Origin of the sequence: Pseudomonas sp. NyZ201 (assembly GCF_049860765.1) — a bacterium.
GTDB classification, from domain to species: Bacteria; Pseudomonadota; Gammaproteobacteria; order Pseudomonadales; family Pseudomonadaceae; genus Aquipseudomonas; species Aquipseudomonas bharatica.
Genome location: NZ_CP187557.1, coordinates 6,188,808 through 6,202,182, shown reverse-complemented (window position 1 = coordinate 6,202,182; position 13,375 = coordinate 6,188,808). Strand labels below are relative to the sequence as shown.

The window sequence follows — 13,375 nt, the reverse complement described above, 5'->3', positions numbered from 1 at the left end:
ATTTGCCCCGCCCAGAGGAACAGCCGGTCGTAATGCCAACACTCGGATCTGATAAGCCCAATCATCAGGATGATGTACTTCTAGAACTACCCCGCGCCGCAGCATTTGCTAGAGGTCTACTGATCTGGTTTTCGCCGATATTTTGTATCTATTTGCTCATGTTATTGTGGATTATCCATTCAGATTGGCGGGTTATGACATATGAAGAATGGTTCGCACTAGCTTTTGGGCTACTGGTAGGAGTGTGGTCAGCACTCCTTTCTGCAAGATTTGACACGGCACCTCCTCGCGATATGCCCCTCCGCTTCAACCGCGCCCGTCAACGCATCTACGCCTACAACTTCAACTACCGCTGGTGGAACCCCTTCGAACGCTGGCGGGTTGAACCAGTAGCCTACGACTGGTCCCAAGTCCGAGCCGAACGCTGGCTGAAGCGCGGCGCAACCGTTCAAGGCGGACTCGTCATCAAGGGCGGCGTAGTGCTCTCCATCGTCAAACCCGGCACCAACGAAGTCATCGACCGTTTCCCCCTTACCACCATGGGCGCCGACGCCCATGCCTGGGCCTACATCTGCACCTACATGCAGCAAGGCCCCGATGCCCTGCCGCCACCCGGTCCGCCGAAGGATCACAACGATGTGTCGTGGTTCAACATCGCCCTGCTGCTGGCCCCCAAAGTCAAATGGCCCGCCGATATGGATCTGGAATCAAGGACCGCACCCTGAAAACCGCTCTCTCGACCAAGGAAACCCACCCATGAAACCCGTCGTCCTGCTGGGCCATCAACACCGCTGCCCTATCCACGGCCCTGGCCACGTCGTCACCGGCGCAAGCGACGCCCGCCTCAACGGCAAGCCCATCGCCCGCGTGGGCGATTCGATCAGTTGCGGCGCGGTCATCCAGACCGGCTCGGCCGACACCCTGATCGAGGGCAAGGCCGTTGCCCGTTTGGGCGACACCACCAGTCACGGCGGCACCCTGGTCGAAGGCGACGAAGGCTGGCGGCTGGATTGAATCGACGTCAACCCTAAAGCATCTTCTCCAACCCCACCGCCTTGGCGATCCATGCATTGAACCTTCGCCACAACCCTCCGGGCTCGGTGGTCAGCACGTGCAGCTGGCCATTGTCCTCGGTCACCCACACCAGCTTGCCTTCGCGCAATTCCACCTGGTACGCCACCGCCGGCGCCATGCCCTGGATCGCCAGGTCGCGGGTGTATTGCGCCAGCTCGGGGCTGTCCACCAGTACCCCGACTTCGGTGTTCCACAGCACCGAGCGCGGGTCGAAGTTGAACGAGCCGATGAAGGTTTTCTGGCGGTCCAAGACGATGGCCTTGCTGTGCAGGCTGGAGTCCGAGGCGCCGCTGAAGCCATAACGCGGCTGGCCCGGGTCGCCGGGCTGGCGGCGCAGTTCGAAGAGTTTTACGCCGTGCTCCAGCAGCGCCCGGCGATAGGGCGCGTAGCCGCCGTGAACCACCGGCACGTCGGTGGCTTCCAGGGCGTTGGTCAGCAGGTCGACCTGGACCCCGGCGTCGGCACGGCTGGTCAGGTACAGCAGGCCTTCCTCGCGGGGCACGAAATAGGCGGAGATCAGGATCAGTTCCTTGCGCACACCGTTGAGCTCTGGGGCGAGTTGCCGGGTCATCAGCAACTGTGGATCGGGCTCGTCGTCCGCCAGCACCTTGCTCGGCGCGTCCCATAGCGCCTGGCCGTGGGCCCAGATCAACTCGTTGCGCCAAGTGTCCAGGCGCGGTTGGGTCCGATAGGCCATCAGCCGGTCGTACAACGCCTTGCGCTGGGTGCGTGCTTCGGCCAGGTATTGCTCCAGGCGTTGGCGGCTTTCGCGCAGATCGTCGGCGTCGGGCTGGCTGTAAAGGAAGTCGCCAATGGGCTTGCTCAGGGCGCTGTTCCAGTACTGGTCGAAGCTGTGCCCCAGTTGCTCGGCCACCGGGCCGACGCCGAGCAGGTCGATATCGGTGAAGTTGAGGTTGGGCTCGGCGTCGAAATAGGCGTCGCCGATATTGCGCCCACCGACGATGGCCATGCTGTTGTCCACCAGCCACAGCTTGTTGTGCATGCGCCGGTGCTGGCGCGACAGGTTGAACAGCCGGCCCATGGCCCGGGTAACGCCGGTGGCGCGCCCGAGTTGCAGCGGATTGAATACGCGGATCTGGATGTTCGGGTGAGCGGCCAGAGTGCCGATCGGGCCGTCCTGGCCGTCGGCGGCGGTGTCGTCCAGCAGGATGCGCACGCGCACGCCGCGGTCGGCTGCGGCCAGCAGTTCGTGGACCAGCGCCCGGGTGCTGAGGCCGTCGGCAACGATGTAGTACTGCAGGTCGATGCTGCTTTGCGCATTGCGGATCAGTTCGGCGCGGGCGCGGAAGGCTTCGTTGCTGTTGGGCAGCAGGCGAAAGCCCGAGCGCCCTTCATGGGCTGCGGCCTGGCGCTGCACCGAGCGGCCGAACGCCGATTCGCTGGCCGGGATCGCCTGGCTGACGTCGCGGGGTACGCTGACGCTGGCGCAGCCGCCCAGGCTCAGCAACAGGACAAGTAGAAGGGGCAGGAGCCGATGATGGGTCAAGGGTGGATTCCGTGGTCGCGGGGCAGTTGAACTGTAGACCGCGTTAAACAGCGAAACGTTACCCGAGCTTCGCTTCCTCGCCCAATAGACGAATGGCGTTTTCCCCGACCTTGCGCACCGCCGCCTCGATGGTCGGGGTCGGTCGCGCCGCGTAGTTCATGCGCAGGCAGTTGCGGTGCTTGCCCGACGCGGAAAAGATGCTGCCCATGGCGATCTGTACGCCCTGCTCGAGCAGCAGGCGATTCAGTTTCAGGGTGTCGCACTCTTCCGGCAGTTCGACCCAGAGCAGGAAGCTGCCCTGGGGCCGGCTGACCCGGGTGCCTTCGGGGAAATAGCGGGCTACCCAGTCGATCATCTGGTCGCGGCCGCGCTGGTATTGGGCGCGCATGCGCCGCAGGTGAGGCTGGTAGTGGCCGGCCTCGATGAAATCGGCGATCGCCAGCTGCGGTTGGGTCGCGGTGCTGCCGGTGCTGATGTACTTCATGTGCAGCACGCGCTCCAGATAACGCCCGGGCGCCACCCAGCCGACCCGTAGGCCAGGAGCCAGGGTCTTGGAGAAGGAACTGCAGAGCAGGACGCGTCCGTCATCGTCGAAGGATTTGATCGTCCGCGGACGCGGGTAGGTGTAGGCAAGGTCGCCATACACATCGTCTTCCAGAATCGCCACGTCGAAGCGCTGCGCCAGGCTCAGCAGGGCACGCTTGCGCGCCTCCGGCATGATGTAGCCGAGCGGGTTGTTGCAGCTCGGCGTCACCTGGATCAGCTTGATCGGCCACTGTTCCAGGGCCAGTTCCAGGGCTTCGAGGCTGATGCCGGTGAGCGGGTCGGTGGGGATTTCCATGGCCTTCATGCCCAGGCCCTTGAGGGTCTGCATGGCGCCATGGAAGCTTGGCGAATCCACCGCGACGATGTCGCCCGGCTCGCACACCGCACGGATGCTGGCCGACAGCGCTTCATGGCAGCCGGTGGTGATCACCAGGTCGTCGGCATCGATGGTGCAGCCGGAGTCGAGCATCAGCCGCGCGACCTGCTCGCGCAGGGCCTGGGTGCCGCTGATGGTGTCGTAGTACAGGCCGGGCATGTCCTGCCGGCGGCTGAGCTGGGCGAGGCTGCGCAGCAGGGGTTTCAGGGTCGGGCTGTTGACATCGGGCATGCCCCGGCCGAGCTGGACGATGTCCTTGCGCGGCACGCTGCGTACCAGCTCCACCACATGTTCCCATTGAGAAATATCCACAGGCCGCTGGGCTGGCCGGCCGACTGCCGGCAGGGCGGGCAGGGTGCGGTGCTGCGGCACGAAATAGCCGGATTTCGGGCGTGGTGCCACCAGGCCGTTATCCTCCAGCAGGCGGTAGGCCTGCTGGACCGTACTCAGGCTTACCCCATGCTCCAGGCTCAAGGCCCGGACCGATGGCAGGCGGTCCCCGGGACGATAAAGGCCCTGTTCGATACGGGCACCGAGCAGCTCGGCGAGGTTGACGTACAGGGTCATGGGTCGTACTCCGGGAAAATGCTGTAGGAAATAACCAGTACAGATTTCGGAAAAATACATCATTCAGAGAGGAAATGTAGAAATCTGTATGAAGAAAATTCCGATAGTTTGAATCTGTAATGTCTTTCGCCGCACGCGCATCCTGTCTCCACGGTTTACAAACCCTGGAGGGATGACGCGATGAACGGCCTGAGCGATGTGCGCTTGAAACTGTATGGCAGCGAAGTGGAGCGGGCGCAGCGCAACGCCCGTCTGCGCGGGCCATGGTTCATGGGCACCGTGCGCTTGTGGAGGCATCGCTGGAAAACCCGGCAGGCGCTGCTGGAACTCACGACTGCGCAGTTGAAGGACATCGGGTTGAGCAAGGCCGATGCGGTGGAGGAGGGGCTCAAGCCGTTCTGGCGCGAGTGAAGTCTTGTGGCGTTTTTGATGGCCTCATCGCTGGCAAGCCAGCTCCCACAGGGTCTGCGGTGCACGCGATACCTGTGGGAGCTGGCTTGCCAGCGATGAGGCCATCAGCAACATTGAAGAGCTCAAACCAGCGCCTTGAGTCGATGCCACAACATCCCCAGCGCCAGCAACGGCGAGCGCAAATGCTTCCCGCCCGGGAAGGTGATATGCGGCACCTGGGCAAACAGATCGAAACGCCCACTCTCCCGCCCACTGATCGCCTCGCCCAGCAACCGCCCTGCCAGGTGCGTGGCGTTCAGGCCGTGTCCGGCGTAGGCCTGGGCGTAATACACATTGGGCTGTTCGCGCAGGCGGCCGATCTGCGGCAGGCGGTTGGCGCCGATGCCGATCATTCCGCCCCACTGGAAGTCGATACGCACATCCGCCAGTTGCGGGAACACCTTGAGCATCTTCGGGCGCATGTAGGCGCCGATGTCCTGCGGATCGCGCCCGGAGTAATGGCACGCGCCACCGAACAGCAGGCGGCGGTCGGCCGAAAGGCGGAAGTAATCCACTGTCACCTGCTGGTCGCAGACCGCCATGTTCTGCGGCAGCAGTTGCCGGGCGCGGTCTTCGTCCAGCGGCTCGGTGGCGATGATGTAGCTGCCGGCTGGCAGTACCTTGCCGCCGAGCACGGGGTTCAGGTCATTGAGGTAGGCGTTGCAGCACAGCACCAGGGTTGCGGCGCGGACGCTGCCCTGGGCGGTGTGGACCTTGACCTCGGGACCGTAGTCGATGCGGGTGACCACCGACTGTTCGAAAACCTGCACGCCGAGCGCGCTGGCCACGGCCGCTTCACCCAGCGCCAGGTTGAGCGGGTGCAGGTGGCCTGAGCCCATGTCGATCAGGCCGCCGGCGTATCGATCCGAGCCGATCACGTCATGCATCCGCTCCGGCGGTACCAGGCGCAGTTCGTGGCGGTAGCCAAGGGCGCGCAGGGCTTCGGCCTCTTCGGCGAAGCCGTCGAATTCGCGGGGTTTGTTGGCCAGATCGCAATAGCCCCAGGTCAGGTCGCAGGCAATGCCGTGGCGCTCGATCCGCTGGCGGACGATCTCCACGGCCTCCAGGCCCATCAGCTTCATCTGCTTGACGCCGTCGACACCGATGACCGGCTCGAACTGTTCGAGGCCGTGGCCGACACCGCGAATCAACTGCCCGCCATTACGCCCGCTGGCGCCCCAGCCCACATTGCGTGCTTCCAGCAGGATCACGCTGAAGCCGCGTTCGGCCAGTTCGATGGCGGTGTTCAAGCCGGAATAGCCGCCGCCGACCACACAGACGTCGCAGCGCTGTTCGCCGTTCAGCCGCGGGTAGTCCGGCTGTGGGACGCTGCTGGCGGCGTAGTAGGAAGCGGTATGCATTTGATGTTGTCCCGGGGTAATGGCTGGAGAGGCGGGCAGCATAGGTGGTGCTTCCGGGCGCAGGCAACCGTCGGGCAAAATAGCGGCCTTCTCTCCTTTGGCGGTTCCGTTTCATGGCCTGCAACAGTCACAAAATCCGTTTTCTGCGTGAGCAGATTCCGTCCTTCGAGTGCGTGCCGGGTTGTCATGACTGCTGTGGGCCGGTGACCACATCCACCGAGGAAATGGCCCGGCTGCCGCGCAAGAGTGCCGAGCAGCAGGAGGCGGCGCTGGCCGAGCTGAACTGTGTGCACCTGGGGCCGCAAGGGTGCACGGTGTATGAGGAACGGCCGTTGATCTGCCGGTTGTTCGGGACCACGCCGCGCTTGCCATGCCCGCGTGGGCGGGGGCCGGAGGAGATGATCGACCCGGGTGCGGAGCGCTTGGTGCATCAGTTCATTGCCACTACACGGCAGGTGCTTGTGTGAAGGCTTCGGGCCTCATCGCTGGCAAGCCAGCTCCCACAAGGGACCTGTGGGAGCTGGCTTGCCAGCGATGAGGCCCTCAAGATCAATCCGGAATCGGCAGGCTCAGGCTCTCCTTCACCTCTTCCATCACGATATAGCTCTTCGACTCCCGCACATGGGGCAGCTTGAGCAGGATGTCGCCGAGCAGCTTGCGATACGACGCCATCTCGGAAATCCGCGCTTTCACCAGGTAGTCGAAATCCCCCGATACCAGATGACACTCCAGCACATGGGGCAGCTTGAGCACCGCCCGGCGGAACTCCTCGAAGGTGTCGCCCGACTTGTAGTCCAGGCTGATCTCGACGAACACCAGCAGGCTGCCCTTGAGGTGCTGCGGGTTGAGCCGGGCGTTGTAGCCCATGATGATGCCCTCGCGCTCCAGGCGGCGGACCCGCTCGGTGCACGGGGTGGTCGACAGGCCGACCTTTTCCCCCAGCTCGGTGAAGGAAATACGCCCGTCGCTTTGCAGTATCCGCAGGATATTGCGGTCGATCTTGTCCAGCTCGCGCTTGCTTTGGTGCTGGGTTCTCATAGTGGATGCCCCTTTGTAAAAGCCGACTTTGCCGAGAATTCTCGCCAAATATAGGTTTTTATATAGTGAAATGCACTGCCTCTAGTTTTTTAAACTGCGCTCATCCATGCCATTCACAAGATTGTGCGGTGCGCCGCCTCGAGGGTTTACAACATGCGCGTTCTGGTACTCGGTAGCGGTGTGATCGGAACCGCCAGTGCCTACTACCTGGCCCGGCAAGGTTTCGAAGTCGTGGTGGTCGACCGCCAGCCGGCGGTGGCCATGGAAACCAGTTTCGCCAATGCCGGCCAGGTGTCGCCAGGTTATGCCTCGCCCTGGGCCGCGCCGGGCGTGCCGCTGAAAGCCATCAAGTGGTTGCTGCAGCGCCATGCGCCACTGGCGATCAAGGCCACCGGCGATATCGACCAGTACCTGTGGATGGCGCAGATGCTGCGCAACTGCACCGCCAACCGTTACGCCGTGAACAAGGAACGCATGGTCCGGCTGTCCGAATACAGCCGCGATTGCCTCGACGAACTGCGCGCCGAGACCGGCATCGCCTACGAAGGTCGCAGCCTCGGCACCACCCAACTGTTCCGTACCCAGGCCCAGCTCGACAACGCCGCCAAGGACATCGCCGTGCTCGAACAGGCCGGCGTGCCTTACGAGTTGCTCGACCGCGACGGTATCGCCCGGGTCGAGCCGGCCCTGGCCAACGTCTCCGATATCCTCGCCGGTGCCCTGCGCCTGCCCAACGACCAGACCGGCGACTGCCAATTGTTCACCACCCGCTTGGCGGAGATGGCCGTCAAGCTCGGTGTCGAGTTCCGCTTTGGCCAGAACATCCAGCGCCTCGATTTCGCCGGCGATCGCATCAATGGCGTGTGGATCGACGGCAAGCTGGAAACCGCCGACCGCTACGTGCTCGCCCTGGGCAGCTACTCGCCGCAACTGCTCAAGCCGCTGGGCATCAAGGCGCCGGTGTACCCGCTCAAGGGCTACTCGCTGACCGTACCGATCACCAACCCGGACATGGCCCCGACCTCGACCATCCTCGACGAAACCTACAAGGTTGCCATCACCCGCTTCGACAACCGCATCCGCGTCGGCGGCATGGCCGAGATCGCCGGTTTTGACCTGTCGCTGAACCCACGCCGGCGCGAAACGCTGGAGATGATCGTCAACGATCTTTATCCTTTGGGCGGCAACCTGCGCGAGGCCGAGTTCTGGACCGGCCTGCGCCCGACCACCCCGGACGGCACGCCGATCGTCGGCGCGACAGCGTTCCGCAACCTGTTCCTCAATACTGGTCATGGCACCCTCGGCTGGACCATGGCATGCGGCTCGGGTCGCTTGCTGGCCGACCTGATGGCGCGCAAAAAGCCGCAGATCAGCCCCGAAGGGCTCGACATTTCCCGTTACGGATACACTCAGGAGACCGCCAAGCATGGCAATCCAGCGCCAGCTCACCAATGAACGCATGAGCCAGATCGTTGCCCATAACGGCACCGTGTATCTTGCGGGCCAGGTGGGCAACGACATGAACGCCGGGATCGAACAGCAGACCCGGGAAACGCTGGGCAATATCGAGCGCCTGCTGGACCTGGCCGGTACCGACAAGACCCGCCTGCTCTCGGTGACCATCTACCTGAAGGATATCGATGCCGATTTCCAGGGCATGAACGCGGTCTGGGACAAATGGCTGCCCAAGGGCGTGGCTCCTGCCCGGGCCACGGTGCAGAGCAAGCTCTGCGAGCCGGAAATCCTCGTTGAAATGTCCGTGGTCGCTGCGCTCTCGTAACCTTCCTCTCTTCTGCCCGGTGTCGTTGCGGCACCGGGTCTTTTTCATCCACGAACAGACTGCCAGAAGGCTGCCGTCATGCGTCCCGCCCGTGCCCTGATCGACCTCCAAGCCCTGCGACACAACTACCGCCTTGCCCGCCAACTGTCCGGGGCTCGTGCCCTGGCGGTTATCAAGGCCGATGCCTACGGGCACGGCGCGCTGCGCTGCGCCCTGGCCCTGGAGCCGGAGGCCGACGGTTTTGCCGTGGCCTGCATCGAGGAAGCGCTGGCGCTGCGCGAGGTAGGGATCAAGGCACCGGTGTTGCTGCTCGAAGGCTTCTTCGAGGCCAGCGAACTGGAACTGATCGTCCAGCACGACCTTTGGTGCGTGGTGCATTCGCTGTGGCAACTGGAGGCGATCGAGAAGGCCAGCCTGGCCAGGCCGATCCAGGTCTGGCTGAAGATGGACACCGGCATGCACCGCGTCGGCCTGCATCCGCGCGATTACCAAGCGGCTTACCAGCGCCTGCAGGCCAGCGGCAAGGTGGCGAAAATCGTCCTGATGAGCCACTTCGCCCGCGCCGACGAACTGGACAGCAACGCCAGCAACGAGCAGGTCGCGGTATTCGACGCCGCGCGTCAGGGCCTGAAGGCCGAAACCAGCCTGCGCAACTCACCCGCCGTGCTCGGCTGGCCGCAGGTGCCGAGTGACTGGGTGCGGCCGGGCATCATGCTCTACGGTGCCACGCCGTTCGATACCGATCAGGCCGAAGCCGCGCGCCTGCAGCCGGTGATGACCCTGGAATCGAAAGTCATCAGTGTGCGCGAGTTGCCGGCGGGCGAGCCGGTGGGCTACGGCGCACGCTTCGTCAGCCCGCGTCCGACCCGGGTCGGTGTGGTCGCCATGGGCTATGCCGACGGCTATCCGCGCCATGCCCCGACCGGCACGCCGGTGCTGGTGGCCGGCAAGCGTGCCCAGCTGATTGGCCGGGTGTCGATGGACATGCTTTGCATCGATCTCACCGATGTACCCGAAGCCGGCCTCGGCAGTAGCGTGGAGCTGTGGGGCAAGCGCGTCCTGGCCAGCGATGTCGCCAGCCAGGCCGGCACCATCCCCTACCAGATCTTTTGCAACCTGCGGCGGGTGCCTTTGGTCTATACCGGAGAGTAGCGCCATCACTGACGAGCTGCGGGTCGAAGTGTTGTAAATACTGAACGCTGTTGCGATGATGGCGCACATTTCGACCCCCATTCATTCGTCAGGAGGCTCCAGCATTGGACGTCGGTGAACGACTACAAGCCATTCGCAAGATCAGGGGCCTCTCCCAGCGGGAGCTGGCCAAGCGCGCGGGTGTCACCAACAGCACCATCTCGATGATCGAGAAGAACAGCGTGAGCCCTTCGATCAGTTCGTTGCGCAAGGTGCTGAGCGGTATTCCCATGTCGATGATGGAGTTCTTTTCCGAAGACCTGCTGCCGGAGATCCCGACGCAGATCGTCTACAAGGCCCACGAACTGATCGACATTTCGGACGGCGAAGTGACCATGAAGCTGGTCGGCAACGGCCACCCGAGCCGCGCCATCGCCTTTCTCAACGAGATCTACCCGCCGGGCGCCGATACGGGTGAAGAAATGCTCACCCACGACGGCGAAGAGACTGGCATCCTCCTCGAAGGCAGGCTGGAACTGGTAGTCGGCCTGGAAACCTTCATCCTCGAGGCGGGCGACAGCTACTATTTCGAAAGCACCAAGCCACACCGTTTTCGCAACCCCTTCGATGAGCCGGCCCGGCTTATCAGCGCCGCCACCCCGGCGAACTTCTGACAGTACGGGTGGCGCGGCTGATTGTCGCGGATAAAGCCCTTTATTTAATGTGGTTGTTCCGGTGAGTCAGGGTTCCCGCTATACTTGCGCCGCCTGCGAATCCGTGGCCGCGGGCGTGACTAGCCACCATGAGGGTGTACGTGTGAATCCAATCAAGAAAATGCTGGCTATACCAGCTACCGTAGTGGCCCTTTGGGCAGTCAGTGCCCAGGCTGCAACCAACGACGATATCGCCAAGCGCCTGGAACCGGTCGGTCAGGTCTGCGTCCAGGGCCAGGAATGCAAGGGCATGGAAGTCGTGGCTACCGCAGGTGGCGGCGGCGCCAAGACCCCGGATGAAATCATCGCCAAGCACTGCAACGCCTGCCACGGTTCCGGCCTGCTGGGTGCGCCGAAGATCGGCGATACCGCCGCGTGGAAAGAGCGCGCCGACCACCAGGGTGGTCTGGACGGCATCCTCGCCAAGGCCATTACCGGCATCAATGCCATGCCACCCAAAGGCACCTGCGCCGACTGCTCGGATGACGACCTCAAAGGCGCCATCAAGAAGATGTCCGGCCTGTAGCCCCCGCGCGTCGCGCCTCGAAGCCCGCCTTGTGCGGGCTTAGTCGTTTCCGGGCTGTGCAGTAATTTGCACGTCGCTTCGGTCCAAGCTGTACTCAACGAACCCGACGGAGAGCCGACAGCGTGCGCATCTATTCGATCGAAGCCGCAGTGGACCAGGTACTGGCGCAATTGCCGGCCCACATTCACATGGGCCTGCCACTGGGCCTGGGCAAGCCCAACCGCTTCGTCAATGCGCTGTATGCCCGGATTCGCGAGCTGCCGGAGCGTCGGCTGACGATATACACGGCGTTGTCGCTCGGCCGCCCCGACCTCGGCGATGGCCTGCAACGGCGCTTTCTCGAACCCTTCGTCGAGCGAATCTTCGCCGACTACCCGGAGCTGGATTACCTGCGCGACCTGCGTGCCAGCCGCCTGCCAGCCAATATCCGCGTCGAACAGTTCTTCATGCAGCCCGGCAGCCTGCTGCACAGCGCGCAGGCGCAGCAGGACTACGTCAGCAGCAACTACAGCCATGCGGCGCGGGACATCAATGCCAAGGGCCTCAACCTGATCGCCCAGATCGTCGCCGAGGATGGCGAGCGGCCCGATCACCTGAGCCTGAGCTGCAACCCCGACATCACCCTCGACCTGCTGCCGATGATCGAGCGCCGCCGCGCTGCCGGTGAAACCATCCTCCTGCTCGGCCAGGTACATGCCGGGCTGCCCTATATGCCGGGCGCCTCCGAGTTGAGGCGCGAAGACTTCGACCTGCTGATCGACGAGCCCGAGCGGACCCGACTGTTTTCCACGCCGAACATGCCGGTCAGCACCCAGGATCATCTGATAGGCGTGTACGCCAGCACCCTGGTGCGCGATGGCGGCACGCTGCAGATCGGCATCGGCGCCATGGGCGATGCGCTGACTGCGGCCTTGCTGGCCCGGCAGGCGGACAACGAAGCCTACCAGGCCCTGCTCGGCGAGTTGCACCTGGGGCGCTGGCATGGGCTGATCGAGCGCGAGGGCGGGGTGATGCCTTTCGCCAGGGGGCTTTATGGTTGCAGCGAGATGCTGGTCAACGGCCTGCTGGCGTTGTTCGAGGCGGGCATCATCCGCCGTCCGGTATACCCCGATGCGGTGCGTCAGCAGGCGGCCAACGCGGGCGCGGCGGACACCGAGGACGGCGTGCTGGTGCATGGCGGTTTCTTCCTCGGGCCGCAGGCCTTCTATCAGCGGCTGCGCGACATGCCGCTGGCCCTGCGCAAGCGCATCGACATGGGTGCCATCAGTTTCATCAACGAGCTGTATGGGCAGGAAGCGCTCAAGCGCCTGCAGCGCCGCGAGGCGCGCTTCATGAACACGGTGTTCACCATGACCCTGATGGGCGCCGGGGTGGCCGACCAACTGGAGGACGGGCGGGTGCTCAGCGGTGTCGGTGGGCAATACAACTTCGTCGCCCAGGCGCACGCGCTGGAGGGTGCGCGTTCGGTTCTGCTCCTGCGTTCGTGGCGCGAAGCGGGCGGTGAGGTGAGTTCGAATATCGTCTGGGACTATGGCCACTGCACCATTCCCCGGCACCTGCGCGATGTGGTGGTGACCGAATATGGCATCGCCGATCTGCGCGGGCAGACCGACGCCGAGGTGATCGCCCGGCTGCTGGCGATCAGTGATTCACGCTTCCAGCCGCAGTTGCTGGCCCAGGCCAAGAAGGCCGGGAAATTGCCGGAGGGCTTTGAGCTGGACCCGCGTTACTACGACAACACCCCGGAGCGCCTGGAGGCTTTGCGCGGGCGGCATGCGCGGTTGTTCCCGGAGTATCCGCTGGGGTGTGATTTCACGGCCGAGGAGCGGGACCTGCTGCGGGCGCTGAACTGGCTGAAGAGCAAATTCAAGCTCAGCGAAGCGCTGGAACTGGGCAAGGCGGCGCTGGACGCGCCTCCGGCGGAAGACTGGTCGGCGCAGTTGGCGCGGATGGGGCTGGAAAAGCCGGAGGGGTTGAAGGAGGAGGTGTACCAGCGGCTGGTGCTGGCGGGGTTGCAGGCTACCGCACCATACCGGACTTACTGACGGATCGCGGACCCTGTGGGAGCGGGTTCACCCGCGATAGCGGTAGTGGCTTCTCAAACGCTATCGCGGGTGAATCGGAGCGCCGAACCGCCGCTCCCACAGGGTCCGCGTGATCCTAAGAAAGCTGACTATTCTTATTTCCTAAAGGTATTTAAATAATTTTTCTTATGCCTTTATAGTCGACCCCCTGCGTACCTGCCGACCAATCGGCGCGCCGCACGAACACGAACCAACACGGCGAAACCGTGAGTTTCTGATCGA

Annotated in this window: 14 protein-coding genes; 10 read left to right on the top strand and 4 right to left on the bottom strand. The window is 63.7% G+C overall.

The annotated features are described in order from the left end of the window. The first annotated feature begins 32 nt into the window (after nucleotides 1–32). Both ACPFMA_RS27960 and ACPFMA_RS27955 read left to right on the top strand, forming a co-directional pair. Nucleotides 33–725: a DUF6708 domain-containing protein gene (locus ACPFMA_RS27960; RefSeq protein WP_425929445.1), complete on the top strand. Its 693-nt coding sequence runs from the start codon at nucleotides 33–35 to the stop codon at nucleotides 723–725. A gap of 31 nt (nucleotides 726–756) precedes the next feature. Continuing rightward, nucleotides 757–1,014 (top strand): PAAR domain-containing protein, encoded by a 258-nt coding sequence (locus ACPFMA_RS27955; RefSeq protein WP_064303099.1) that lies wholly within the window; start codon nucleotides 757–759, stop codon nucleotides 1,012–1,014. 13 nt (nucleotides 1,015–1,027) lie between these two features. On the opposite strand, the gene ACPFMA_RS27950 is transcribed toward ACPFMA_RS27955, so the two are convergent. Together ACPFMA_RS27950 and ACPFMA_RS27945 are read right to left on the bottom strand one after the other, a co-directional pair. Then, nucleotides 1,028–2,581 (bottom strand): phospholipase D family protein, encoded by a 1,554-nt coding sequence (locus tag ACPFMA_RS27950; protein ID WP_425929444.1) that lies wholly within the window; start codon nucleotides 2,579–2,581, stop codon nucleotides 1,028–1,030. Nucleotides 2,582–2,639: 58 nt separating this feature from the next. Next, nucleotides 2,640–4,070, bottom strand: a complete 1,431-nt coding sequence (locus tag ACPFMA_RS27945; protein ID WP_425929443.1) for a PLP-dependent aminotransferase family protein — start codon at nucleotides 4,068–4,070, stop codon at nucleotides 2,640–2,642. Nucleotides 4,071–4,250: 180 nt separating this feature from the next. On the opposite strand from ACPFMA_RS27945, the gene ACPFMA_RS27940 reads away from it, so the two are divergent. Further along, complete coding sequence (locus ACPFMA_RS27940) at nucleotides 4,251–4,481, top strand: DUF1127 domain-containing protein (RefSeq protein ID WP_064303102.1); 231 nt, start codon at nucleotides 4,251–4,253, stop codon at nucleotides 4,479–4,481. Nucleotides 4,482–4,603: 122 nt separating this feature from the next. Here ACPFMA_RS27940 and ACPFMA_RS27935 read toward each other — a convergent pair whose 3' ends face one another. Then, nucleotides 4,604–5,881 (bottom strand): NAD(P)/FAD-dependent oxidoreductase, encoded by a 1,278-nt coding sequence (locus ACPFMA_RS27935; RefSeq protein ID WP_425929441.1) that lies wholly within the window; start codon nucleotides 5,879–5,881, stop codon nucleotides 4,604–4,606. Nucleotides 5,882–5,994: 113 nt separating this feature from the next. On the opposite strand from ACPFMA_RS27935, the gene ACPFMA_RS27930 reads away from it, so the two are divergent. Then, entirely contained in the window at nucleotides 5,995–6,348 is a 354-nt protein-coding gene (locus tag ACPFMA_RS27930; protein WP_064303104.1) for a YkgJ family cysteine cluster protein, read from the top strand. An 82-nt stretch (nucleotides 6,349–6,430) separates the two neighbouring features. Here ACPFMA_RS27930 and dadR read toward each other — a convergent pair whose 3' ends face one another. Then, nucleotides 6,431–6,919 carry a transcriptional regulator DadR gene (dadR, locus tag ACPFMA_RS27925; protein ID WP_009396597.1) on the bottom strand — a complete coding sequence of 163 codons (489 nt, stop codon included), beginning with the start codon at nucleotides 6,917–6,919 and terminating at the stop codon, nucleotides 6,431–6,433. A gap of 153 nt (nucleotides 6,920–7,072) precedes the next feature. Between dadR and dadA the strand changes: the two genes are divergently transcribed. The 6 genes from dadA to ACPFMA_RS27895 all read left to right on the top strand — a co-directional run bounded on the left by dadA (nucleotide 7,073) and on the right by ACPFMA_RS27895 (nucleotide 13,114). Then, the gene (gene dadA / locus ACPFMA_RS27920; RefSeq protein WP_064303105.1) at nucleotides 7,073–8,374 is read left to right on the top strand and encodes a D-amino acid dehydrogenase; all 1,302 of its coding nucleotides are present in this window, start codon (nucleotides 7,073–7,075) and stop codon (nucleotides 8,372–8,374) included. Then, nucleotides 8,346–8,699 (top strand): RidA family protein, encoded by a 354-nt coding sequence (locus ACPFMA_RS27915; RefSeq protein WP_009396595.1) that lies wholly within the window; start codon nucleotides 8,346–8,348, stop codon nucleotides 8,697–8,699. Before dadA ends, ACPFMA_RS27915 begins: the two co-directional genes overlap by 29 nt. A gap of 78 nt (nucleotides 8,700–8,777) precedes the next feature. Beyond that, nucleotides 8,778–9,851, top strand: a complete 1,074-nt coding sequence (gene alr, locus ACPFMA_RS27910) for an alanine racemase (RefSeq protein WP_064303106.1) — start codon at nucleotides 8,778–8,780, stop codon at nucleotides 9,849–9,851. A gap of 104 nt (nucleotides 9,852–9,955) precedes the next feature. Next, complete coding sequence (locus ACPFMA_RS27905; RefSeq protein ID WP_009396592.1) at nucleotides 9,956–10,504, top strand: cupin domain-containing protein; 549 nt, start codon at nucleotides 9,956–9,958, stop codon at nucleotides 10,502–10,504. A gap of 160 nt (nucleotides 10,505–10,664) precedes the next feature. Beyond that, nucleotides 10,665–11,069, top strand: coding sequence for a c-type cytochrome (locus tag ACPFMA_RS27900; protein ID WP_009396587.1), 405 nt, complete (start codon nucleotides 10,665–10,667; stop codon nucleotides 11,067–11,069). A 188-nt stretch (nucleotides 11,070–11,257) separates the two neighbouring features. Further along, nucleotides 11,258–13,114 (top strand): acetyl-CoA hydrolase/transferase C-terminal domain-containing protein, encoded by a 1,857-nt coding sequence (locus tag ACPFMA_RS27895; protein ID WP_425930632.1) that lies wholly within the window; start codon nucleotides 11,258–11,260, stop codon nucleotides 13,112–13,114. Nucleotides 13,115–13,375: the final 261 nt, after the last annotated feature.

Bases quoted from the DNA above. Each gene is read 5' to 3' on its own strand.
- ACPFMA_RS27930 (WP_064303104.1), top strand. From the start codon at position 5,995: ATGGCCTGCAACAGTCACAAAATCCGTTTTCTGCGTGAGCAGATTCCG.
- ACPFMA_RS27915 (WP_009396595.1), top strand. From the start codon at position 8,346: ATGGCAATCCAGCGCCAGCTCACCAATGAACGCATGAGCCAGATCGTT.
- ACPFMA_RS27895 (WP_425930632.1), top strand. From the start codon at position 11,258: ATGGGCCTGCCACTGGGCCTGGGCAAGCCCAACCGCTTCGTCAATGCG.
- ACPFMA_RS27960 (WP_425929445.1), top strand. From the start codon at position 33: ATGCCAACACTCGGATCTGATAAGCCCAATCATCAGGATGATGTACTT.
- ACPFMA_RS27935 (WP_425929441.1), bottom strand. From the start codon at position 5,881: ATGCATACCGCTTCCTACTACGCCGCCAGCAGCGTCCCACAGCCGGAC.
- ACPFMA_RS27945 (WP_425929443.1), bottom strand. From the start codon at position 4,070: ATGACCCTGTACGTCAACCTCGCCGAGCTGCTCGGTGCCCGTATCGAA.
- ACPFMA_RS27900 (WP_009396587.1), top strand. From the start codon at position 10,665: ATGCTGGCTATACCAGCTACCGTAGTGGCCCTTTGGGCAGTCAGTGCC.
- ACPFMA_RS27940 (WP_064303102.1), top strand. From the start codon at position 4,251: ATGAACGGCCTGAGCGATGTGCGCTTGAAACTGTATGGCAGCGAAGTG.
- ACPFMA_RS27955 (WP_064303099.1), top strand. From the start codon at position 757: ATGAAACCCGTCGTCCTGCTGGGCCATCAACACCGCTGCCCTATCCAC.
- alr (WP_064303106.1), top strand. From the start codon at position 8,778: ATGCGTCCCGCCCGTGCCCTGATCGACCTCCAAGCCCTGCGACACAAC.
- dadA (WP_064303105.1), top strand. From the start codon at position 7,073: ATGCGCGTTCTGGTACTCGGTAGCGGTGTGATCGGAACCGCCAGTGCC.
- dadR (WP_009396597.1), bottom strand. From the start codon at position 6,919: ATGAGAACCCAGCACCAAAGCAAGCGCGAGCTGGACAAGATCGACCGC.